Here is a 22,316-nt window from a genome sequence, read left to right as displayed (position 1 = left end):
TTCTTAGTAGAGACCATCGCCGTCATTGAGTTTCTTCACGATGAAGTTAACCGTAACGAGCAAGATGACATTAATGAGAGAGTTAAATAATCCTACAGCTGTAGAGTAAGCATAGTCACCAGATTGCAGACCAATTTTGTAAACATAAGTCGGAATGATTTCAGATGTTGGTAAATTCATTGCTGTCTGCATCAAATAGGCTTTCTCGAATCCGATAGACATGATACCACCGGCTGCAAGGATGAACACAATAGCCATTATTGGGCGAATCGTTGGCAGATCGATATGACGTATTCTTTGAAGTAGATTAGCACCATCTAGATTGGCTGCATTATGTAACTCAGGATCGACATTAGCTAGAGCTGCAACATATATAATGGAAGCCCAACCCGCTCCAGTCCAAATATCCGATAGTATGTAGATCCAGCGGAAGTACTCAGGACGAGACATGAACATAATAGGTTCACCAGTAATCCAGCTAAAGAGTTGATTAATCGGACCTGTTGGAGACAAGAAAATAAATAACATCCCAACCACGACGACGACGGATATAAAGTTAGGGGCGTATAAGAACAATTGAATGTTCTTTTTGATTCCAGCTCTGCGCACCTGATTCAACATCAAAGCAAGCAAGATCGGAACTGGAAAACTCAAAATTAAACCAAAGAAACTTAATTTAAGCGTATTCATAAAGATTAATTCAAAATTCGGAGAAGAAAGAAATTTCTCAAAGTTGTAAAACCCTACCCACTCACTCCCCATAATTCCTTTGATTGGGCTAAAATCTTTAAAGGCGATGATTGCACCGTACATAGGACCATATTTAAAAATAAGGGTCAGAATCACAGCCGGTGCGAGCAAGATATAAAGAAAGTAATGCTTCTTTATGTAGTCAAGCAACGAGCTCTTATGTCTCGACATCACAGGACTATGTTTGGCTTCTAATGAATTATGCAATGCCTTTACCTCCGTTCATATAAATTCATAGTTTACATTTCGCACAGTATTGAAGGGCTTTCATTTCCACTTCTATCCTGTTGCATAACAACTTACCAAATACACCATCGTTCGTCAACACATTTGTAAAAAAATATTTGTGTATTTGAACATAATACATGTATGCAAAACCCTTTTTTATTTTACATTTAAACAAAATAAACAGATTTAACATGAATTTCATTATAACTACGTATAAATAAATGATTTAACCTAGAGATTAAACTTTACATATTTGCAGTTATCAGCAATTAAAATGACATATATCTCATGTCATTTATATGATTTTTGTAAACTTGATTGTGCATTTGTAAAAATAATATTGCTATTTAAAGCAAACTATTATACATTTAAAAGGATTAAAATAATGACAAATAGTGCACTATTTGTGGTAAATATAATGTTCAGAATAAAGAGGTGAATTTACATACATGGCTAGGGAGAAAGTGACCATACAAGACATCGCAGATGCTTTGGGAATCTCCAGAAACACTGCTTCCAAAGCCTTGAATGGAACAAGCAGTATACCTGATGAAACCAGAAACAAAGTGATAAAAAAAGCGATTGAGTTAAAATATAAGCAGTTTGCTTTTATGGAGATAGAAAACATTTTATCTAAAAACTCTGGTAACATCGCTTTATTAACAGAAAACTTACCTAACACTTCCCACTTTGGTTCAGCACTGATCAGTGGTCTTGAAAAGCGCATTAGTACAGAGGGATATAATTTATCGATTCACATTATAAGAGACATTGATCAAGAGTCCTTTTCTCTTCCCAATAACTTTGATGTCTCCAATGTGGATGGTATTATTTGTATCGAGTTATTCAATTTGGAATATAGCAAGCTGATTACAAGTCTTGATATTCCGACGATTTTCATCGATTGCTCTGCACATATCTGTTACCCTGAATTTCAAGCAGATGTACTGCTTATGGAGAATGAAAATAGTACTTATCAACTCACCAAAAAGTTAATAGATGGCGGTTACAAAACATTAGGCTTTATCGGGGATTATAACCATTGTAGAAGTTTTAATGAGAGATGGGTTGGCTTTAATCGTGCTCTGACGGAATCAGGAGTTCAGCTTGATCTCTCACAGTGCATTCTTGATGAGGATCGTTTATTCTTTTCAAGCCCGGAGTGGGCAGATAATAGACTGAGGCAAATCAGTGAGTTTCCTTCTGGTTTTGTCTGTGCTAACGATCACATCGCCGTTACCTTTATGAAATCAATCAAAAATACACTATCTGTTCCTGATGACATCGTCATTTGTGGTTTTGATAATGGTCCAGAATCAAGAATTGTTGAGCCCCAACTGACTACGGTTCATATTTATAGAAATGAAATGGGTGTAAAGGCAGCAGAAATGCTTCTGTCTCGAATTAAAGATCCTAAGCAACCCTATCAGGTCTCCCATATTTATACAAAACCGATCATAAGAGAATCCACACCAAATATTAGCTGATTTATTCGCAAGAAATGCCAAAACCACTCTACTCTCCAAGAGAATAGGGTGGTTTTGACATTAAAACATTACTTATTTCATTGATTAAAGTAGGAAACGACAAATACAGCAGGTGAATTCCAGTAGATCGTAATCTCGTTGCCTGCATAACTGTCTTCATGATCAATAAAACTTGCTGCAGCCGGTTTTCCTTTTAAAGTACGCTCCATAATCTCATCATTCAGATTTCGATTAGGGCCTCCTGCTACCATCCCGGGAACCGGAGCATCTACATCATCTCCTACCGATGGACGATGATGCGGGTTCATAACGGAATGAGTTCCAAAGCCTGTGACATACGATAAGTGAAGCGTATTTTGGCCTAACAAATAATGCAAATGCTGAGCAGCTGCTTTTCCATATTCCGGTTTTGGGGACCACTTCATTGCGATTAGCAATAACATCGCTCGGTTCATAAGAACCATATTACTGCCCCAAATATAATCTTTCTCTTCAAGAGAGATACCATATCCATCATTATCGCAAATATGTAAAAGACGTTCAGCCTCCAAAATCAGTTCTTGCTGTAATGAGGTGTATAGAGCTTGGTTCTCTTCTGTCTTTCCTTTACGCAAGTAGCTAATTGTGCCGTACCCTCCAACATCTGCCCAACCTAGCTCACATTTAGGAAAAGATTCCTTGACGTATTGCTGAAAAGCGGAATGATATTTTTCCTGGTTGGTTGTATGATATAGTTCTGCAGCAGCCCAGTACTTCTCGTCATATACACAATCATCGCCATACTCCCCCGTTGTAATATCCGGTGGATTCTTAAATCCCCCTGCTTCCGGATGCTTCACGAGCCACTCCCAAGCATACTCAGCTGAACGTAGACATCGATCCGCATAGGAAGGATCATACGAGCGGTATATGCGGGATGCAAATGCCATGATCGCTGCATAACTTGCTGTCGCGGCAGCAGATATGGGTGAAAAGACCAGTTCAGCAAGGTCCTCTTCTGGCATTACAGATAGGCCGGGGAAGTGCCTAGTTGTCAGTTTGTGATACACTCCTCCACTTCTTTTGTCCTGCATTTTGAACAAAAAATCCAGCTCCACTTTACATTCATGCAGTACATCTGGCATAACTTGATCCGATTCTGGAAGAGGAATAGATTCACCGAATGCATTCGGGTACATTTCAAATGCTAGCAGTAAATCAGCCACTGCTTTCGCCCCCGCAACAACATACTTTCCATAATCTCCTGCATCGTGCCATCCTCCATTTCCGTCAAGGTATAACCCTTCTTCCCCATGAACTGCGCCTCTTTTTGTATGACAAGATTCATGTCTCCATTCCCCTGCATACTTCTCATCTAGTGTTTCTCCACAGCGCAAATAATAAAACGCTTTCAACAATCCTTTATGTAATTCATTGTAAGGTCTTTCTTCCAAGGCAAAAGGAGTAGATCGATTTCCTTCATCATCCACTACAACATAAGTCCCTGGCTTAGCCAGTTCGGAAAAGTCGGCTGTTCTCACTTCACTCCCTGAGGATCGATCAAAACTAGGCTGCGAGGTTCTTCCTCGATAGACAATCTTTTTCGTCCCTTCCTCTTCAATATGAAATTCTGATGTCTTCTGACTGAAAATAGCTGTTTTCTGTCCATTTATCGGATAACCAATTTGGTTTACCGCTGCTTCGTACTTTATCTCGTCCATCATATATTTTCCCTCCGAAAATAAGTTATAACAATTCCCGGCTGTGAATAAACAGCCGGGAATTGATCAACCATTATTATATAATTACTGATTCTGTACTTGTGTTTCTTTAATAAAATCAGACATAGAGCGTACCTTCAGTTCTCCTGGATTTGCAAGTTCAAATGCATGCTCCCCGCCCTTACGTGCAAAGAAAGATACTTCTTTTGTCTCGCCTGGGATAAGGTCAAAGAAATTATCGCTGAAGATTCCTTCTTGGTTACTATCAAGCCATACTTGTTTGGCTAGAACAGAGGCTTTCAAGTGGAATTTGGTTCCTTCTGAACCCTCTACTTCTGTAATATCGATTTGGGCCTTAGTTAATTTCATATCCTTGAAAGGTACAAAGTAGTGTTTCTGACTATCGATCACTTCTCCCTTACTGACAAGCTCCACAATCATCACCGTACGCTGCTCGTCTTTTCCACTAAGAAGCTGTTCTCTATCTAGTGAAAGGACCAGTCCTGTTGTATTCCCTGCTATACTTACCATATGTGTCTGAACTTCATGCAGCGTACCGTCAAAATCAGCAACACGAATACTGATATCTCCTTCCAGCGGCCGAAGTACATCGGATAGCAGATATAGATCTACTCTTCCCGGCTTCGTATCATCAATAGATATCATCTCATCAGCAAAACTGCGTTTAGCGTAGTAATGCAGCGCTTTCCAGTTGCCGTAATAATCCATACCAGCCCAGGAAGCTACAGGCCATGTGTCATTCATCTGCCAATACAATGTTCCCATCACAAAAGGACGATTTCTTCGGTGAGCTTCAATTGCCACTTTCATAGCATCTGCCTGCAGGACTTGGCTCATATACAAAAAGGAAGGGAAATCCTTCGGCTCTGTCATATACATATCCATATACTTTTTAATCAGACGGTTCCCATCCCCATTCTTCTGGTGAGCCATCATCACTTCTGAAGTCAGTTCCAGATCAGAAGGCTCTGCATACCTTAGTACAGATTTATGTTCAGGGAAGGATTGAAAACCATATTCACTCATGAATCTTCCAAGCTGCAGGTTGTAGTTCTCAAATGGCTCTGCGTTATGCCATACGCCCCAGTAATGCACATCGCCTGTAACCGAACTCGTTGTTGCATGTTGGTTAATGTCATTTGAGATCGATACGATTGGAGAGGAAGGCCAGTAGTCCGCACCCGGTATAAGCTCTTCTATTACTTCGGGAAGCAGGTGATGGAAAATAGCTTCATAGTCTGCCCAAATTTTTTCACGTTGCTCTTGGGTAAAGTCTTTCTTCCAGCCCCATCCACCATTTTCGTTATAATGTGCCCATGCGGAGTCCATCTCGTTATTACCACACCACAGAGCAATACTCGGATGATTCCGTAGACGTTTAATATTATCTACAGCTTCATGTTGCACACTGGCTAAGAACGCTTCATCTCCCGGATACATACTGCAAGCAAACATGAAGTCCTGCCATACTAAAATTCCATATTCATCACACAGATCATAAAAAACGTCCTGCTCATATATTCCTCCGCCCCAAACCCGCAGCATATTCATATTCGCCAGCGCAGCTGACTCGATCTCATGACGATATCTTTCGTAAGTCACCGCTGTGATAAAGCTGTCATTCGGAATATGGTTGGCCCCTTTAGCAAAGACAGGAACTCCATTTAGTTCAAAATAGAACGATGTGCCATATTCATCTGCTTCTTGTACAAGACGAATACTGCGAATACCTGTTTTGATACAGCGCTCTGCTTTGGTGAGACTTCCTGTAGTATCCAATATTTGAACTTTAAAGGTATACATATGAGGTTCACCAAGACCTCGAGACCACCACAGCTTCGGCGATTCAAGTTCAAAGTCGATATTCAATTTCGATTCCCCAGCAGGGAGATCAACTTCTTTTGTCCATTCGCCGCCATCTGTTTCGATCCGAATCACTCTCGGGCCTGCCTGATCAACGTTAACTTCTAATACTGCTGTAAGTGCAGCAGTACTTTCGCTTACTTTATTCTGATGAATATAGGCATCTGCAATGTAATCTTCAGACCAGGCTCTAAGCTCAATATCACGCCAAATCCCACTTGTCACAAATCTTGGGCCCCAGTCCCAACCATAATGATAAGGTGCTTTTCTAGCGAAAATACTTACTCTCTTCTTGCTAAGTCCACCTACTTCAGATTGATCATTTGCAGCCGGCAGCTGATATCCGAGCGCTTCTAGCTTAGGTAAATCTTCTTGAATAGGGGAACGAAATACAATACGAAGTTCGTTATCAACCGCTTTCAAAATGGATTTTACATTCACTTCCCATACACGAAACATATTGTCAGCAGATAAAATATGTACACCGTTTAGATAGACATCCGCATAGGTATCTAGTCCATGAAAAATGAGATCCACATGTTCCTCACTTAAAATCTCATCTGTAACCTGAAACGTAGTTTTATACTCCCAGTCTTTCTTATCAATCCATTGAACGAGTTTTTCATTCGTACCATAGAAAGGATCTTGAATCCGTTCATTTTTAAGCAAGTCTGTATGAACAAAACCAGGAACGACTGCGTTTTCCCAATCCTGCTCGTCACATGCCTTAAAAGTCCAAGCTTTGTTTAAAACTACCTTTGTTTCATGCATGGTTTGAAATCCTCCAATTATGTTAAATTTCCTTGAAGCGTTTCATATGAATCTTTAACCAAAGAAGACTGAAAATTGGACCGATCAAAAGATCAACCCAATTTTCTAAGCTTCTTTCCTACAGATAATGTTTTCCTCTGCTCATTGTCTCATGTTATCGAAAACGTTTCAATTCTTTTTGTTATCCTAATTTTAGGTTTTTAAATAACTACAATAATATTGTTATGTTAGCTAGCAAATTAACCTACAACTCCCGTTCTCTCCACACTTTCGACGAAATAACGTTGTACGAATAGATACAGTAAAATGAGTGGGGCAATCGCGAGCAGTATTCCCGTATCCACAAGCATTGCTACATGGTTCGGATCTGCTTTAATATCCGTCCCCGCGAGTCCGAGTAACTGCGGAATAATCAGATTAATCTGCGAAGGAAGAGATGCTACTTTTAATGACATCAAATTCGTCTCACTCATAAACAGCGAAGGATAAAAGGTGTCATTGTAAGTCCATATAAACGAAAACAGCATAACCGTGATCATCGGCGGAACCGCATTAGGAAGCATAATTCGTATAAATGTCTTAATTCCTCCTGCACCATCAATCAGAGCAGCTTCTTCGATTTCTTTCGGCATTCCTTTGAAAAACTGACGGAAAATATAGATGAAAAGTCCCGCTTTCAGTCCTGTTGCTGTACCTGCAGTAATCATGGATGGCCAGTAGGTGTTAAGTAGATTCACTCCTTCTTTTCCAGTGAAAAGCGATATCATACCAAGCACATCAAAACTTCGAAAGTGCAAATACATCGGTACCATGAGCGTACTTGAAGGCACAAGAATGGTGAGGATCACCATTCCGAATAAGATTTTGCTTCCTGGAAATTCGAATCTAGCAAACCCGTATCCTGCAAGAGCAGTGGAAGCCGTCGTAAGAACCATCATTACAAATACATAGAGCAGCGTGTTACCGAGCAGCGGGAAGTAGTTCAACACCTCGGACGCAAGCTTTATATTATCCAGAGTAAAATGGACAGGAATCATATAGATGGTGGGATTATAAATATCTGCCTTATCTTTAAAGGCTGTCGAGATTTTCATAAGAATCGGGTACAAAATGACAAATGATATACCAATGATGAGCACATAGCGAAAAATGGACCAAAGAGCATCGAGCAATTTATTTTTCGTTCGCTGCATTTTAAATACAATGGCCTCACTTCTGCCCTGTTTTGTTGCCGTTTCCATGAGCCTCCACCTCCCCATTCGTGATCTAATGTGAACTCAGTTATAATGAACTTTTTTCGAAATCAGGAATCCAATGATGAGGAGCAGTATGCCGACGACAATCGTATAGAGCCAGGACATAGAAGCACTCAGCCCAAAATTTTGTGTTTGGAATGCCGTCGTATAGATTGTTTGGGTAATCGGACTTGTTGTAAAAGAATCAATTACCGTATAGATGACATTCGTCAGAATTAATGGGCTTACCATTGGAAATGTAATTTTCCAGAAAGACTCATAACCTGTAGCGCCCTCCATTTTGGCTACTTCATACATCGTAGTAGGTACAGATTGAAGTGCGGCAAGAAAAATAAGGATCTGTACGCCTGAGCTGCGGATAATATCGTAGATACGCATGACAGCATCAACGATATAATCGGTCATGACCAGCGGCATACCTGCTTCTGCAAGCAAATTCACCATTGCCATGGTATTAAACTGCGAAGAAGACAGCCCAGCTTCCTCAGCAGCCGTAGCGTTACCAATCAGATTAATCAGGCCGGCTGCTTCCGCCGAAGCAACTGCTCCAGAGGCAAGGATAACGGGCAGAAAGAAAATCGCCCTTGCAAGTGAACGTCCTCTGAACTTCTGATTCAGCAGCACAGCGGAAAATAGGCTGAAGAATAAAATCAGCGGTACATTTACAATCATCTGTAACACGGATTCCGTTAAGATCCGATTATAATTCGCATCGATAAACAGCGCTTCCCGGAAATTATTCCAAGCTGTGAATTTCAGCTCATATCCTCCTGGAACAACACTTAGATCACTCATGCTGAACCGAATCGATTGAATCATTGGCATGAGGAACAGGAAGATAAATCCCACCAGCCAAGGCGATATGAAAAGTAACCCGAGGAGGGATCTTTTTCTGGTCAGAGTCAGTCCCATCCCTTTCATGATTCATCACCGCCTACGAAGTAATGCTGTGCTGGGATAGAAACCTTGCCTATAACAACCGGCTTATCGTTATAATTAATCCATATATGAGTTCCATTACTGTACTGCATTTCAATCACTCCCGGCTGATGAACTACGCGTTCATCGATATGAACGGTACGAAGAGGAGCTAGAATTTCACTTACTTCCTGATACATCTTCGTCGCTTCATCAATCCATGCCTCATAATCGGTAGAATACATTTTGTCGTGACGAGTAAATTTTAGTTCTGAAGCGGGTTCTGAACTCCATAGAAAATGAGGTGCTTTTCCTTGTTCCAAACTTTGGAGCAGCTGTGATTTAACATCCGTATCTGCCGCCAAATTCATAGGTTCACCTGTGTAATCTTTGTAACCATGGATCACCATTTGATAAAAAGGGACGGATTCATCGGTTAGCTGAAAACCACTTGATCCCGCAGGAGTATTAATAATATGTTTGGCTGAGCCAAGTGCATATATATTGCCTCCAGATATCATCAGATTCGGGTATTCTGCTGCCAAGAGAGCCGTTTGTTCTTCTGATATTTGTCTTGCTGTTTCTTTAAAAATGATGCGTTTATTTCGATAATCCGAATGCAGCGAATCTCCCAGATCGCGAAGTGAAAGACCTGTGATCTCTTTACTTTCGTATTCCTCCATAAACTTAGAAACGACGTCCGGTACTTTTGATGGAGACAACAGATAATAACTATCAAGTCTGGTTGACATCCGATTCAGCGCTCTGTCGTAAGGGGATAATAATGCTTCTTCTTTCGTAATAAATCGGGAAGCATCCCTCGAAGTACTGAATCCATTTCCTTTATGATAGACATGTAAGAAAGCAACATCGGGATAAAGACCGCCGCCATTCTTTTGTAGCAAATCATTAAGCGCTCTTAACTCTTTTGTACTTCCAAGTCCTGAAGATTGAAGCCTGACAGGAAGTTCATGCTCGATTCCTTCCCCAAACCAACCAAGATAACGCATCTGTATACTTGATATGCCTTCCTTCTGAAGCGCTTCCGTTATTTGCTTCGCTTCTTCAAAAGTAGTCATTGGTACCGTTGCCTTATAAGGTACGCCGAGGAAAGATTCCCTCATGTCGACAGAACCTAGTACATCCACATAGAAAGGAAGATCTCCCTCTTCTGTTGTTTGAGTCAATTTTCCCGCCTTCACCAGCATCTCCTGATATGTTCTTGCCATGCCCGAATAGTTCGCCTCATCGCCGGATAAGAAAGCGTACTTCACCTGCACATCGCCTGTATATTTGTCATCAGATAAGAGCTGAATTTCTTGAATTTTGCTGCCTGTATAAAGTTCGAGTTCATCTTCGCCTCTAACAATAAAACGGCTGTACACATGATTGTAGGAATTTTGTTTTCCACTGATATCAGCAGCAACACTAGCATTCCCATCGCCTTTTTCGATGACTGCAAAAAATGCGCGATCACCGCTCACCAGACCATAAACCGGCATACGTGCTTTTTCCGCCACCTGACCTCTTGACCTGCTGTTATCATTCGTATCGGCACCATATAGCGGCTGTACGTACTGCTCTTCTTTGGTTTTGCCGTTATCTAGATAGATCAAGCTGCCCGTTCCATCCGGAACAAGCATATATCCTTCTTCACCTGCTTTAGCTGCGCCAAAATAAGCAAGTAAATCGATACTTTGAATGCGCTGCCCTTCACTTTCTTCCACCTGACTTAATGGAACAGTTGCCGTAAGCGTCTCACCTTCAAGGCGATATTCAAGCGGAATTTTAAACTTCGCCTTCCCTTGCCCACCAGACGCGGCAATTCCATTTTCTTCATTATCCGCAGCAAGATCTTCTGCGGTATATCCTGCCTCTTCAAAAGCAGCCATCATTTTCCGAAGTACGAGTGGACGCCCAACTTGAGCATCAGCCCTCTCCAGTATTTCGGGACTAGCGTCCGACACCAGGTATCTTGTCTCTACATATTTCGCAGTTGCTGGACTTAGTTTATCAAGCACTTTCTCTTGCAGACGCTGTTTGCTAATCAGTTTAGGGAGAGCATCAATGCCCAGCTCCGTATCACCGATCGTATACTCAATACGGACCCCGTCCTGAATGCTAAACAATTCGAACTGCTCTTTTTCTATACTGAGTTTATGATTCGTATACGTATCTTGCACGCCAAGTGTGTTACGGAAAGATATGGATAGCTGTGATGACATGACATCCTTCTCAAAAGCCGTCGCGATTGAATCTTCCGCACGCTCTTCGGGATTGGAGTACCATATATCTCCTGATTTATCATCTTTCACCGCGATTACCGTCGTCTTCGGATCGATGTAGAGACTCAGCGCATCATTCGTTGCAGCAAGCGTCATCCCTGGAATCCCCTTACTCTGATCACTCATCGCCCGAAAAGGTTCATATTCTCCCTGTTCTGACGTCACCGACTGAAGATAACTTTGCGGTTCAATGCTGCTAATACGCCCGCTTCCGAGCAAGAAAAATACAGAACTCGCAAGCAAAAGGACGCAAGCCAGTATGATATAAGCGCTTTTTTTGATGTTCACTAGACTTACGCCTCCTTTATATTCGGAATACCAGTTCTCGGTAGATATTAACGACAAATTCGATTATTTGCTGAATTAGACTAAAGACGAGGGTACCTAGAAAAACCATGATCCCCATTGTTACAACCGTTAACAGCATCGTAATAACTGTCTTCGCTGGGGTATATTGATGGACCGTCATCGTACCCACAAACAATAGATACAAGAACCAAATAATCGCAAACGTATTGAGTAAGTAATAAAAGGAGCTTTCCTCTGTGGTCAAAAAACGGCTAATCAAAGTCATCGGTAAATAAATCAAAATGATAGGCACAAGAGAGTAGGCTGTAGCCATGAGAATTTCTCGGAATTTCCCCTCTCCCTCCATAAGCGTCGTAATTGACCAGCCCGAAACGCACCATAGAAAAAAGGGAAGGATGACATATTGAAGTTCAGCTAAACTGTTCAGCGTTCTTGGGTCATTATAGTTGACTAGAAAACCTGCATATTGACGCTGAAGGACAAATGTAAGAAAAAGAACGAATACAATAACGAGTGCAACTTTGACTTTTCCTTTTCCTTCATATTTCAAATCCCAGAAACCATCAAATGGATGTACGATTAGATGCATTGGGAACTTAAAAAAGTCCTGCTTCATTTTGCTCCCCCCTCCTTCTGCTCCGTGAACGGACTGCCCGTAAAGCAATAATGAGTACAACCCCGCCTGTAGTCACCGTTAAAAAGGTGCCAAAGTGTTCCTGCAGGACTTCTTTCCGATATCTTTTAAAGGCAACTGAGTAATTTTTACGGTCCATTCCAAGCTTAAAATACTCCATTGCTGCTTTATTTTGCTTATCATATAAAAGTGATTTTCCAATTCCGATATATGCGATATCATAGTTTGCGTTAAGACGCAGAACCTCTCTCCATTTTTCAACTGCTTTTTGATCATCACCCGCATGATGGTTGGCAACGGCTTCTTGAATCGCAGCTCCATATTCGGTCGGCTGGAAAATGGTGATCGTTTCTTTTCCCTGATCCAATATCAGCTGCTTATCTCCTATTCGGTCTAATGCTACGGGTGTACGGAAAGTTCCGACCTGCGTACCGATTCCTCCAAAGATGTACAATAGATTACCTTCGTCATCATAAGTGAACACCCGGCCCCGAAGTGCATCAAGAACACTATACATCCCGTTACCCCAGAATTTAATATCAACGAGTCTCGAAGGACCTCCCGATGCACCTCTTAAGCGATACACAAGATCACCTTTGACATCAAAGTAACCATAACGCTTCAGCACATCTTCTCCGGAAGGATTCAGTCTTTTAACAGGTTCCGTTGATCCTGGATCCACGTTCGTGGCATACAGAAAACCTTTATTTCCCATATCTAGATTCGAAAACTCGGTTGGTATATATAATTGCATCTGTTTCTTTTGCGCATCACTTGCAAGGAGCCTCCATATGTAGTCTGCAAAATCACGCCGAACTTTGTTGGTTCCAGAGTATCCGATGAACTCACCACTTTTATCAAATTGCAGCATTCCTTCATATGCCCCTCTAGCGATGACAAAGATCCGACCTCCGGCGTCTACTGACAACTTAAGTGGTACAAAGGAAAAGGAAGATCCCAGCAAATCCGACTGAGGATTTTCAATAATTTGAATTAGTTTTCCTTCTGGTGACAGAACAACCACTCGTTTATGTTCCGTATCTGCTACATACAAATTCCCTTCTTCACTTACGACAACCCCGCTTGGGGATAAAAAAGTATCTTCCTTCGAATCATGCTGGAAGGTGGTGATCACTTTTTTGACCTTCCAGTCATCCGCCAAAATCACAACCCGGTTATTTCCCGTATCTGCAATGTAAATCTCTCCCCTGCTAGACACGAAGAGATCCTGAGGTGTAGAAAAGCTGCCGATTCCGAGATCGATCCCTGATATGCTTCTTTCAGGCAAATATGCATCTGGAGCAGGTACTGCTTCCTCATAATAATTGTAGGTATAACTCTCATAAGGAGCTTTAGCTAGTACTGCGGTGCCATGGGAAGCAAGTGCCATGGAACAAACAGCAACACCCAGAATCGTGCGGCTGAGAAGACGTTTATATGCTTGCTTCATTGGTATCCACCCCTCCTCATTCCTTCATTCCGGATGTGGCCATTGTTTCAATTATCCGGCTTTGTGAGAAGACAAAAATCGTAATCGGCACACTCATCATCATCAGTGCAACCGCTGCCCCAACCCCAGCTCTTGCGATCCCGCCTTGTACGATATTGGTGGTTGCCGAAGTTAGTGTCTTGAGCTGCTCACTATAAATAAAGCCGTTGCCATCCGTTCCCCATAAAATTTGAAATAGTAAAATAATTAAAGTCAGCCATGCAGGCTTTACGTTAGGCATTACGATGGTCCAAAAAATCCGATATTCCGTTGCACCATCGATTTTCGCTGCTTCGATCAGTGCATCAGGAATCTGTTCCATGAACTGTTTCATAAGATACAGCCCCAGTGGATAAGAGAATGCCGGGATAATGACAGCCCAGTAAGTGTCAACCCATCCTAAAAACGACATGATCATGTACGTAGGAATAGCAGTTACAGCAGGAGTAAACATCAGTGAGAGCACAATGAGTTTAAACGTTACGTTACTCCCTGGAAAACGATGTTTCGCCAGCGGGTAAGCAGCTGCTGATGCTAAAAGTACGTGCCCAACGATCCCTACTCCTGTGATAAATATCGTATTAAAGATGTACCTTGTAAAAGGAACCCACGAAGCCCCCAGCAGATTTATTAAGTCTGCAAAGTTATCTAAGGTAGGATTTCTCACAAACAATGTCGGTGGAAAAATAAAGATTTCATCCAGCGGTTTAAAGGCGGCATTGATCGCATAGACCAAAGGCAGGACCATAAACGCACCGATAACGGCAAGGAGCAGGAAGAGGAAGAAGCTGCCCCAGAAAGAGCGATTCACTCTTTTCTTACGGAACATGCCGAGCGTAAAATTCATCGCTTTACTCACCCACTTTCCTGAGCAGTTTTTGAATAATCATGTTAGAACCAACCATTAACATGAACAAGACGGTTGCAATGGCGGATGCAAAGCCCATCTCAAACCGAATGGTTCCGAAATCCATTAAGTGAGTAACGACCGTTTCTGCAGCATAGTTGACGCTCGGAAAACCTGCCAGCTGGATGGATACATCGGCCACGGCAAACGAGGAAGTAATTTGAATTACAGCACCAAACATCAGCTGTGGTTTCATCGAAGGCAGCGTGATATACCAAAGCTCTTGCCAGCGGTTTTTTATTCCGTCCACTGCACCTGCTTCATAGAGCGTCTTATCTACCGTTTGCAGTCCCGCAATAAATGCCAAGAAACCAGTTCCAAGACTTAGCCAAAGCTGCACGAGTATGATAATAGGCATGATATATGCTTCTGTTTTGAGCCACTGGATCGGTTCCAGCAGAATACCTAGCTTAATAAGCAAACCATTGATAATTCCGTAACGGTCTCCCGAAAAGATCAGGAGCCAGATAAAAAATACGTTTCCTGAAATAGAAGGTGCGTAAAAAATCAGGGTCATAAATGCCCGTAATTTCGGGCTGAGTTCATTAATAATCCATGCGAAAATAAAACAAGCCAAGTAACTGACAGGACCTGTGATGGCAGCGAATAAAAATGTATTTTTCAAAGCAATAAGAAAAATATCATCTTCTAGAAACAATCTTGTGTAATTCTGCCACCCTACAAATTTGGGCATTTCGAGCATATTAAAATAGGTAAAGCTAATCACAATAGATAATAGAACAGGCAATACCGTAAACATTAAAAACAGAATCATGTAAGGCGCCATCAAGATATACAAATGTTTATTAATTTTGATCTGATGAAGCTTTTGTTTCCGCCGTTCACGGCGCCGAAGCGAACGTTCCTCTGGAGGGACGCCCCTCACCTTATTTTTAAGTTGTAAATCAGACATGACGTCTCACCCTCCTTTACTCCGGCAGACCGAATTCATTACGTTTAACTCGAATTTCATCCTGGATATACTGTACATAGTCCATGAGTGCTTCTCTTGGTTCGATCTTTCCATCAACGGAACGATAGAAGGCATTAATGAGATGGCGACCCGTAAAATATCCACCTGGTACTTCCGGTATTCCTCTTACCCACTCCATTTGCTTTTGCAGGTTTTCATAATCTTCGACTGGCCAAGGCAGTTTCTCTAGTGCCGCAATATTCGCCGTTGGATATCTGGCTGCTGCACCCATAAGCCCTTCCATTTCTCTTCCGAATTTGACCTGCGTTTCTTCACTTGTCCACCACTTCATATATTCCCATGCCGCTTGTTTGTCTGCTGCATCTTCGAGCATCAGGACACCGCTTCCGCCGCTGGCAACCGTATGGTCGGTAGATCCATCTGCTTGCACGGTACCAGGAATCATAGTGAATCCCCACATTCCGCGAATCTCGGGAGCAAACACAGTCAATTGGTTATAAGTAGTGTAATCTGCGATGCCAATCGGCATTTCACCTGTTCTGAATCGGTTCGCAAAGTCGTATTCACGCTCCAACTTGTAGTCCGTATAAAATTCAGTCCACTGTTTAAACGCTTCCATTCCGATTTTTGAGTCCAGGTTAGATTCCTTGCTTCCATCTCTGTAGAACTCACCGCCGCCTTGGAATAAGAGCATCGAGTACACGGAATTCGGCGGAACGTTTTCACCAGGATATTGCGGCTGAGTGACCAGCGGTAAGCCGAAGTCCATATGATTTTTATCAAGTACGGTCAGCAGGCTTCCTACTTCTTCCCACGTTTGCGGTATTTGAAGCCCAAGCTCTTCTAGTACGTCTTTTCGGTAAAATAACATATTGAAGGTCTGCGTTTCAGGTAACGCATATACTCCGTTCTCAAATGTGTAAGGTACCATAGCACTCTCTCTGAACTGCTGTTTCACTTCATTAAAATCATCAAACTGAGACAAATCGGCCGCTGCTTTCCTCATCGCATAGTTCACAGGAACATCATTCCCCATCTGCATTGCTACATCGGGTCCTTCACCCGAAAGAGTAGCAGGTAGCAGGGAATTCATCGGAACAAGCTTAAGGTTAACTTGTATTCCAGATTCCGGCGTAAACGTTTCATCAATCATCGCCTTAATGGTATTGGCCTGATCACGTCCGCTTCCAATCCAAACCGTAATTGTCTTTTGTGTATTGTCCGTTGCGGCATTACCAATTTGGTCATAATCAATAAAGAAAGAATAGAAGAAGGTTACGATCTCATGCCAAGTTCGAGCAAACCATCCCATCCCTTTTTCCGAAACTTTCTTTCCAGGAGAAGTAACATAGATCGCATCAATTTCGAGTGGCTGTTCCCTTGTTTGCTGCAACCAAGTTCCAAGTCCTCCTGTATTGGTTTTATAAGCCGATAACCTTCTAGGTATTGTATCTGGATCTTCAATCATTTCATCGAGCTGCAAAGCCATCGTCTTGAGCAGTGCATCTTGATCCCCTTTTTCGTCAGACAACTCTCGCAAACGTTTTCCTACTGCTTTTAATCGCTCGCTTTCACTTGCAAAAACATCAAGAATATTAGGCACTCGTTCACTAAGTCTATAATCTCGAACTTCATCTGGAGCTGTACCTGTGATCATTAATATCTTTCGGTACATGGCATTCAGTTCAGTCAAACTTTCTTGTACCTCTCTAATCAGTGAAGCAAATTCGCCTAAGCTAACTTCCATTCGGATGACGTTTGTTCCCTTTTTCAAATGATATAAATAAGGTGTGTCATCCCCCATAACCTGCATCGCATAGCTGCTCTTGTAACGGAAGGATACTCTATTCATTTCCTGAAAAGGAACTTCTCCGTTAATCATAATTTTTCGAGTAGAATAGACGCCTCGTGAGAAGTTTTGCTTTGCTTTAAAAGCGAGCTCGTACATGCCTTCCTCGGGAACTTCTACATTCCATTCAATCCACTGTCCAGGAATTCTCCAGTTATATCCGCCTATCGTATTGATTTTAGATACAGATGGACTATAAGGCTCTACTGCCGGCGAAGAACGATCCATTAGCGGATAGAGAGTAGGTGAGGATTTGGCTGACGCTTTCTCAGCTTGAAGTTCTATGGACACATCGTCAGGCGTACGCTGCACCTGATCCTTATACTCTGCAGCATATGTAGTATATTCGGGCGGAAGCTCCTCATGTAACAGTCTGATTTCACTGATCACTACTGGCTCACGCTGGGATGTAAGTGTTAATGTGTGTTTTCCTTTGCTAAAATAAAAAGTAAATGGCTCTTCATAATAACCATTGGAATCTTTAAACAAAGTCGTTTGCCATACTGGTTTTTCCTGCTGTTGAGGCCTCAGATCATTTCCTCGATTATCTTGCTGCGGCTCATCTTTTACATTGCCCCATACTCTGTCCATCTGAATGAAAGCTGCTTCTTGAAAAGGAAGTTTCCCATCAATCAGAACACTTCGTTCTATGGCAGAACTTTTCCCTTCGATTGGATAATAGCTCGTTTCCAGCTGATACAAACCTGGATCTGCTACTTCAAAAGTCCACGTGACACTGCTTTTTTCTCCGGTTTTCACGGACTTTCCGGTTTTCCCTTCAAAATCAGTGATGATTTCGCTGTCTTCCCCAGTCAGTTCACTTACCTTATCCGCACCTAATACGATTTCGCTTGTAGGGAAAGGTTCATCTTTATGCTTCTCCATATATTCACTGTAGAATTCGGTACTGGAAAGTTGAAAGCTATTATCTTCTATCGTTGAAGCTGGCGATGATGACAAATCAGCCTTTTCCAACTCAACATGATCCGTGTTTACTGAAGTAGCAAAGGCCAATTGACTGTTACCTCCGGCAAGTACAAGCGATACACAACCCGCAACAATGATACTTTTCATGATCCATAAGCGGACTCTTCTCTGGCCCTTCAATAGTAACTCCCCCCTCTGCTATCTTAGGCAGATGAATCTACGGAAAAGGGAGCTAGTTTTAATAACGCTCCCCTGTTCTCGTAGATTGCTAAACTTCATACTTATTTGGCTGCTCCCAGCTTGTCGATCGAAGCTTGCGCCTGTTGTTTAAATTTCTCCGCTGCAGATGCAACGGAAGCATTATTCACAATCACATCAGCAATAAAATCATTGTATGGATACTCTGGGTAAGCTTCATCCAATGCTACAAGTCCTGTGCCTGTAATATGTTCACGAATAATACGTGTGTCATCTTCTGTGGAGTATAAGCTCTCCAAATAGTTTTGCGTTGGATACTCTTCTAATTGAGGAACGTCAAATAGTTCTTCAAACACTTGATATACCGCTTCTGGATCTTCTACACCTTTAGGAATGAAGTAAGCATTTACAGCTGTGTCTGCATAAGTAACTTCTGGGCTTCCTTTTGGTCCGATTGGGTAAGGGACAACCCCGACTTCAAAGTTCAGATCTCCGATCATCCACTGTGTTCCATGGAACATCGCTACGTCTCCGTCTTTAAAAGTGTCGCCTTCTTCCCAGTTCACTTTGTCTCCTGTCTTCACTTTTACTACATTGTTGCTGTATAAAGATGCTAAGAGTTCAATGGCTTCAATTGCTTTTGGATCCGTAAGACCTTCTTTTGCATTGGACTCACCTTCTTGTGGGTCAAGAACGGTATTACCACCATTCGCTGCAATAAAGTTACGACCGACTACAGCTGCCCAGCCGGAGAATCCGTAAGTATCCATTTTGCCGTCATTATTCGTATCTTTTGTTGCTTGTTTTGCGATTTCAAGGAATTTGCTCCAAGTCCATTCACCATTGTCATACAATTGTTGAAGGTCAGGAAGTCCAAGTTTTTCAAAAAGATCTCGGTTATAGTGAATTCCAAGTCCGCCATTTCCTTTGACTCCGCCATAGAAAGCGTATTGTTCTCCAAGAAGCGGTGGTCCTGCATTCGCTAAGCGCTGATCTGTGTTAATACTAGAATTGGGTGTAGTAAATTCGGAAATTTTGAGAAGCTGGCCTTTTTGGATCGTAGGTACAGCACTCTTGTATTCAAGGTAGGCTATGTCGGAGAATGGTTCCCCTGCAAGAACGGATGTAGTAAACTTATCCATATACTCTTCGTAGGGTACGTTAACGTATTCGATTTTCACATTATACTTTTCTTCTACTTTCTTCTGTTGCTCAACCAATGCTTGCCCTGTAGCATCTGCATCGGTAGGTGCAAGGTCCCACCATGCTGACAGCTTGATTGTTCTACCACCAAGATCAACAGCAGGTGCTTGTGGTTCTTCCGTCTTTTCTGGAGTTTTTTCTTCCACTTCTTTTTGCGGAGCTGGATTTTCTGCTGTTTTTCCTCCGCTGCATCCGGCTACAATCACAAAACACGACACCAACAATAGAATTAAAAGCGCTTTCATGTTTCTCAAAGTACATAGCCCCCTTCGTAATGATGACACCTTATTACAGTATAGCTAACTGTTATCTAAAAATGATCGCACCCTTAAAAATCAGTGGAATCATTTTACAAAACAACAATAACACCACTATCTAATGTTAGTCAAACAATATTTTACACAGGTGGTATTTTGTTATCCAAATAGTATGTATCTGTATTTTTTATCATGTTTTTGGTTTTTTCTTGTGGCGAGCATACAACCATCTTGTAGGTCTCTATTTTTTAATTTTGTCTATATTATGACAGGTTAGATCCTTCAAGTTCCCGGTGATATTTATACATTTAACTAATTTATGAATTCTAATTACAGATTTCATATCCCGATCGGGTCATTTATGATACATAACAAAATTGATTCATTATCTTTTTTGTTATCAACTTTAAAGAAAACAAAAAGCAAAAAAACCATTAATCATGGAAAATATATTCCATCACTAATGGTTCTCGTATGGTTAGCTTAACCTCTTTTTGCTGTCATATATGTATCCCTGAATATGAGATCTGCATGGATCAAAAGACGTTCCACCGGCAAAGACGGATGATCTACTCTCCATAACAATTGATCCACTGCCCTTCTTCCAAGTAATGACTTATTCACATCAACTGTAGCCAGCAGCGGAAGATCTGTTTCCACATTATCAAAACCCGTCACAGCGCAATCTTCCGGTACGGACACATCTTGGTTGGATAATTGCTCCAGGACAAACCGTGCGGTTGAATCATTTACACACACAAATACTTCGGGAAGCTGACTTTTGGGAATCTCACTTACCGCTCCCATGAGTCCCTCCGTTTCTTCGTGGAACAATTTCATGTTCTGCTCTAAAGGAATGTTATGCTCATCGAGAGTCATTCGAAACGCCGTCCATCGTTCTAAAAAGCTGGGTGCATCATAAATATTCCCTACAAACTGAAACTTGCGATATCCGGTTGCAATTAGTTGATTCATCATCTCTCTCATGAGACTAATATTGTCACTAAAAACGGTGTCACAGTGAAATGCCGAATCGGAATGATCCAACATCACTACAGGGATCTGCATACGCTGAAATTCAAGCAACAGCGCAGAAGATACAGCACCCACCGTAATCACTCCTTGAATCGCATCGGGATTTAGTAGCGAGAACACTTTATCCGAAGATGGTTCAGTTAAAGTCAGAATATCGAATCCCTTCTCATTGAGCCTTGCAGATATGCCTTCGAACATAGGTCCCCAATATAAAGAATCCTTATTTTGATACCTTATATTCGGAAATAGAACCAAAACTGTACCCGTCTGTTTTCGCCAATCGGGGGTTAGCTCTTTTTCTTTTTCCTGCTCTAACGCAGCAACTCTTGAAGCACCGCCAAATCCATTCTTAAAATAACCCAGCTGTCCCGCAGTACGAATGATCTTATCTCTTGTTTGTTCGCTAACTCCAGATTTGCCTGTGAGTGCTCTAGATACAGCGAATTTAGACACACCGACCGTATCCGCAATTTGCTGCATTGTCACTTTTTTTCGCATCTTCTCACCTGTTTTCTATGGTCAAAATGTTCACAATATAGCGACATCTTATCATATTCCAGAGTAAGAAGCCTACTCTATGTCTGATAATCTACAATGTACGGCTTGAGATTTGTATTATAGTAGCCAATACTCCACTCTATGGCATGATTCCTCTCATCATACGTATACCGATGTCTTTGGAGTACGATTTCTCCTTCTTGCATCGCAAGTTCCCTGGCAACCTCTGCAGGCAGCGGACCGATTGTGAATTGATCCTGATAACGTTCAGCTACAACATTTTGTTCTTCCAGCCATTCATACAAAGAGAAATCAGCACCCTGAATCCAGTCTAATCTGCCTGCTGCATCAGGTGAAATTCGGTGTTCATAAAAGATATAAGGTTCTTCATTCAAATAGTAAAGTCGCTTTATGCAGAGACATGAGGGGCCGAATAAATGGTATGCCTCGCTGTCTGGACGGTTTTGCTCCACTTTTTTATCAATTAATTTCTTATCAATTCGATCCCCTTGCTCCACCAGGATTTCTGTAAATCTCTTACCTTTGGATAGTGGAGGTGAAGCCGCATTTCGAAGCACCGTCGTACCGACTCCGCTCTGTTTCTGTACATACCCCTCTTGTTTTAACTCCTGAATCGCATTGCGCACCGTCATTTTACTCACTTTAAATTCTTCTTCCAATTGCGGTTCTGAGGGAATAAGTGAACCCACTGGATATATGCCGTGAACAATGCGATCACGAATCGTTTTTTTTAGCTGTAAATAAAGCGGCCCTTTTTTTCTTGACAGGGACACAGA

Annotated in this window: 15 protein-coding genes; 1 reads left to right on the top strand and 14 read right to left on the bottom strand. The window is 41.8% G+C overall.

All coding sequences use genetic code 11. The features are described from left to right. Positions 1 to 3: 3 nt before the first annotated feature. A complete protein-coding gene (locus KJS58_RS11850) occupies positions 4 to 921 on the bottom strand; it encodes an ABC transporter permease (RefSeq protein WP_213532739.1) in 918 nt (305 codons plus the stop codon). 506 nt (positions 922 to 1,427) lie between these two features. Between KJS58_RS11850 and KJS58_RS11845 the strand changes: the two genes are divergently transcribed. Then, positions 1,428 to 2,465, top strand: coding sequence for a LacI family DNA-binding transcriptional regulator (locus KJS58_RS11845; protein WP_213532702.1), 1,038 nt, complete (start codon positions 1,428 to 1,430; stop codon positions 2,463 to 2,465). Positions 2,466 to 2,542: 77 nt separating this feature from the next. Here the strand turns inward: KJS58_RS11845 and KJS58_RS11840 are convergent, their stop codons facing one another. The 13 genes from KJS58_RS11840 to KJS58_RS11780 form a co-directional block, all read right to left on the bottom strand. Continuing rightward, positions 2,543 to 4,168, bottom strand: coding sequence for a glycoside hydrolase family 9 protein (locus tag KJS58_RS11840; protein ID WP_249717210.1), 1,626 nt, complete (start codon positions 4,166 to 4,168; stop codon positions 2,543 to 2,545). 81 nt (positions 4,169 to 4,249) lie between these two features. Then, positions 4,250 to 6,820 carry a beta-mannosidase gene (locus KJS58_RS11835; protein WP_213532701.1) on the bottom strand — a complete coding sequence of 857 codons (2,571 nt, stop codon included), beginning with the start codon at positions 6,818 to 6,820 and terminating at the stop codon, positions 4,250 to 4,252. 239 nt (positions 6,821 to 7,059) lie between these two features. Next, on the bottom strand, positions 7,060 to 8,061 hold the full coding sequence (locus KJS58_RS11830) for a carbohydrate ABC transporter permease (protein WP_249717208.1): 1,002 nt from the start codon (positions 8,059 to 8,061) through the stop codon (positions 7,060 to 7,062). Positions 8,062 to 8,097: 36 nt separating this feature from the next. Continuing rightward, positions 8,098 to 8,997 (bottom strand): carbohydrate ABC transporter permease, encoded by a 900-nt coding sequence (locus KJS58_RS11825; protein WP_191798562.1) that lies wholly within the window; start codon positions 8,995 to 8,997, stop codon positions 8,098 to 8,100. Next, on the bottom strand, positions 8,994 to 11,567 hold the full coding sequence (locus KJS58_RS11820) for a DUF5696 domain-containing protein (protein WP_213532700.1): 2,574 nt from the start codon (positions 11,565 to 11,567) through the stop codon (positions 8,994 to 8,996). The genes KJS58_RS11825 and KJS58_RS11820 overlap by 4 nt, the downstream gene beginning before the upstream one ends. 16 nt (positions 11,568 to 11,583) lie before the next feature. Beyond that, complete coding sequence (locus KJS58_RS11815; RefSeq protein WP_213532699.1) at positions 11,584 to 12,204, bottom strand: Yip1 family protein; 621 nt, start codon at positions 12,202 to 12,204, stop codon at positions 11,584 to 11,586. Beyond that, a complete protein-coding gene (locus tag KJS58_RS11810; RefSeq protein WP_249717207.1) occupies positions 12,185 to 13,672 on the bottom strand; it encodes an NHL repeat-containing protein in 1,488 nt (495 codons plus the stop codon). The genes KJS58_RS11815 and KJS58_RS11810 overlap by 20 nt, the downstream gene beginning before the upstream one ends. Positions 13,673 to 13,688: 16 nt before the next feature. Beyond that, positions 13,689 to 14,558 (bottom strand): carbohydrate ABC transporter permease, encoded by an 870-nt coding sequence (locus KJS58_RS11805; RefSeq protein ID WP_213532735.1) that lies wholly within the window; start codon positions 14,556 to 14,558, stop codon positions 13,689 to 13,691. 4 nt (positions 14,559 to 14,562) lie between these two features. Beyond that, positions 14,563 to 15,531 carry a carbohydrate ABC transporter permease gene (locus tag KJS58_RS11800; RefSeq protein ID WP_213532698.1) on the bottom strand — a complete coding sequence of 323 codons (969 nt, stop codon included), beginning with the start codon at positions 15,529 to 15,531 and terminating at the stop codon, positions 14,563 to 14,565. A gap of 16 nt (positions 15,532 to 15,547) precedes the next feature. Beyond that, a complete protein-coding gene (locus KJS58_RS11795) occupies positions 15,548 to 18,475 on the bottom strand; it encodes an extracellular solute-binding protein (RefSeq protein ID WP_213532697.1) in 2,928 nt (975 codons plus the stop codon). A 134-nt stretch (positions 18,476 to 18,609) separates the two neighbouring features. Further along, positions 18,610 to 19,974, bottom strand: a complete 1,365-nt coding sequence (locus KJS58_RS11790) for an ABC transporter substrate-binding protein (RefSeq protein ID WP_249717225.1) — start codon at positions 19,972 to 19,974, stop codon at positions 18,610 to 18,612. Positions 19,975 to 20,469: 495 nt separating this feature from the next. Beyond that, a complete protein-coding gene (locus tag KJS58_RS11785) occupies positions 20,470 to 21,519 on the bottom strand; it encodes a substrate-binding domain-containing protein (protein ID WP_213532695.1) in 1,050 nt (349 codons plus the stop codon). Between the two features lie 77 nt (positions 21,520 to 21,596). Next, positions 21,597 to 22,313, bottom strand: a complete 717-nt coding sequence (locus KJS58_RS11780; RefSeq protein WP_213532694.1) for a GntR family transcriptional regulator — start codon at positions 22,311 to 22,313, stop codon at positions 21,597 to 21,599. Positions 22,314 to 22,316: the final 3 nt, after the last annotated feature.

It is taken from the genome of Paenibacillus sp. J45TS6 (assembly GCF_018403285.1).
GTDB lineage: Bacteria > Bacillota > Bacilli > Paenibacillales > Paenibacillaceae > Paenibacillus.
Note: the sequence above shows the minus strand (reverse complement) of the source record. Positions and strands in the feature narration are given on the sequence as shown.

Bases quoted from the DNA above. Each gene is read 5' to 3' on its own strand.
- KJS58_RS11790 (WP_249717225.1), bottom strand. From the start codon at position 19,974: ATGAAAGCGCTTTTAATTCTATTGTTGGTGTCGTGTTTTGTGATTGTA.
- KJS58_RS11850 (WP_213532739.1), bottom strand. From the start codon at position 921: ATGTCGAGACATAAGAGCTCGTTGCTTGACTACATAAAGAAGCATTAC.
- KJS58_RS11840 (WP_249717210.1), bottom strand. From the start codon at position 4,168: ATGATGGACGAGATAAAGTACGAAGCAGCGGTAAACCAAATTGGTTAT.
- KJS58_RS11845 (WP_213532702.1), top strand. From the start codon at position 1,428: ATGGCTAGGGAGAAAGTGACCATACAAGACATCGCAGATGCTTTGGGA.
- KJS58_RS11785 (WP_213532695.1), bottom strand. From the start codon at position 21,519: ATGCGAAAAAAAGTGACAATGCAGCAAATTGCGGATACGGTCGGTGTG.
- KJS58_RS11830 (WP_249717208.1), bottom strand. From the start codon at position 8,061: ATGGAAACGGCAACAAAACAGGGCAGAAGTGAGGCCATTGTATTTAAA.
- KJS58_RS11800 (WP_213532698.1), bottom strand. From the start codon at position 15,531: ATGTCTGATTTACAACTTAAAAATAAGGTGAGGGGCGTCCCTCCAGAG.
- KJS58_RS11835 (WP_213532701.1), bottom strand. From the start codon at position 6,820: ATGCATGAAACAAAGGTAGTTTTAAACAAAGCTTGGACTTTTAAGGCA.
- KJS58_RS11795 (WP_213532697.1), bottom strand. From the start codon at position 18,475: ATGAAAAGTATCATTGTTGCGGGTTGTGTATCGCTTGTACTTGCCGGA.
- KJS58_RS11810 (WP_249717207.1), bottom strand. From the start codon at position 13,672: ATGAAGCAAGCATATAAACGTCTTCTCAGCCGCACGATTCTGGGTGTT.
- KJS58_RS11825 (WP_191798562.1), bottom strand. From the start codon at position 8,997: ATGAAAGGGATGGGACTGACTCTGACCAGAAAAAGATCCCTCCTCGGG.
- KJS58_RS11815 (WP_213532699.1), bottom strand. From the start codon at position 12,204: ATGAAGCAGGACTTTTTTAAGTTCCCAATGCATCTAATCGTACATCCA.
- KJS58_RS11805 (WP_213532735.1), bottom strand. From the start codon at position 14,558: ATGAATTTTACGCTCGGCATGTTCCGTAAGAAAAGAGTGAATCGCTCT.